Origin of the sequence: Dietzia sp. DQ11-44, from assembly GCF_014145205.1 — a bacterium.
In the GTDB taxonomy this organism is placed as follows: Bacteria; Actinomycetota; Actinomycetes; order Mycobacteriales; family Mycobacteriaceae; genus Dietzia; species Dietzia natronolimnaea.
On the sequence record NZ_JAALEC010000692.1, the window covers coordinates 1 to 1,477 of the forward strand.

A 1,477-nucleotide genomic window follows, 5' to 3' on the forward strand; every position below is an offset into this window, starting at 1 on the left:
GCGCCGTGAATGTGCCTTAAAAACCTTTAGGTTTTTAGGGCGTTGTCACAACAGTTCAGCAGACGCTGTATAGTTCAGCAAGTGCTGACTATTGCTTCTCGTGTCGATGTGATGAACCGGTTAGGGCGGGCGATGGCCGACCCGACACGGTCCCGAATACTGCTGACCTTGCTGGAGCAGCCGGCCTACCCGGCGGAGCTGGCCCGGGATCTGGAGCTGACACGGTCGAACGTGTCGAACCATCTGGCATGCCTGCGCGACTGCGGGATCGTTGTCGCAGTGCCCGAAGGTCGCCAGACCCGGTATGAGATCGCAGACCCGCACTTGGCCCGGTCGCTATCTTCCTTGGTCGAGATCACCCTCGCGGTCAACGAAAACGCCTCCTGCTTGGAGCCCGACTGCTCAGTGCCGGGTTGTCACGCCACGGAGGTGCAGGCGTGATCCTGTCCTCGGCCCTGCAGGCGATCGGCCTGTTCATTGCCACCAATATCGACGACATCATCGTCCTGTCGCTGTTTTTCGCCCGCGGAGCAGGCCAACGCGGAACCACCGCACGCATTCTGGCCGGCCAGTATCTCGGGTTCGCCGGCATCCTCGGCGTGGCTGTGCTCGTCTCCCTGGGCGCGGGAGTCTTCCTGCCCCCGCAGGCCATCCCTTACTTCGGGCTGATCCCACTGGGCTTGGGACTGTGGGCCGCGTGGCAGGCCTGGCGCGGGGACGATGATGACGACGATGCAAAGGTCGAGGGCAAGAACGTCGCCGTGTGGACCGTGGCCGGCGTAACCTTCGCCAACGGTGGAGACAACATCGGCGTTTACGTCCCCGTCTTTCTCAACGTGGGCCCGGGAGCCGTGGTCGCCTACTGCATCGTGTTCCTGGTGCTGGTGGCGGGACTGGTGGGCCTGGCAAGGTTCGTCGCCACCCGCCGACCGATCGCCGAAGTCCTGGAGCGCTGGGAACACATCCTGTTCCCGATTGTCCTGATCGGCCTAGGCGCCTTCATTCTGATCAGCGGCGGAGCATTCGGACTCTGACAAAACAGACGCAAACCCGGCCGCCCACCCGTGAGTCGCCGACTCGCTCTAACCCTTTCGGCCAGAACGCCCGATTGGTACGTCGTACGTCGCCGCCAAGAAGTAACCACAGAAGACCGCCACAAAGCGATCAAGTCCACAGTCGCCGCTGTGTCACAGGGTCTAGTTCGGCACTTATGAAACACCTTCCCGTGGGGTCTAGGATCTATTGATACAGATTCCGGACGAAAGGGTCTCCTCATGGCTGATCGAATCGGGACGTTGCTCAACCGTTCTGGTGATGGTGGCGAGGAGGTGCTCATCGTCAGCCGCGGGAGCGTGCGGACCCGCTTTCGTCGCCGGGACGAGCTGGGCTGGAACTTTCGGGTGGAGTCGACGGACTCGGAAAACATCATCGAAGGGAAACCGGAGTCGAAGCCGAAGCCAGCTCGCCGGGCCTCGCG

Annotated in this window: 2 protein-coding genes and 1 pseudogene; all 3 read left to right on the forward strand. The window is 62.2% G+C overall.

Annotated elements, in window-relative coordinates; all coding sequences use genetic code 11:
• Nucleotides 1–81 precede the first annotated feature (81 nt).
• The gene (locus tag G6018_RS15740) at nt 82–441 is read left to right on the forward strand and encodes a metalloregulator ArsR/SmtB family transcription factor (RefSeq protein WP_031265333.1); all 360 of its coding nucleotides are present in this window, start codon (nt 82–84) and stop codon (nt 439–441) included.
• Nucleotides 438–1,034, forward strand: a complete 597-nt coding sequence (locus G6018_RS15745) for a cadmium resistance transporter (RefSeq protein ID WP_017838449.1) — start codon at nt 438–440, stop codon at nt 1,032–1,034. The genes G6018_RS15740 and G6018_RS15745 overlap by 4 nt, the downstream gene beginning before the upstream one ends.
• Before the next feature lie 240 nt (nt 1,035–1,274).
• Nucleotides 1,275–1,477: pseudogene (locus G6018_RS17185) on the forward strand (recombinase family protein); the annotation flags it as partial.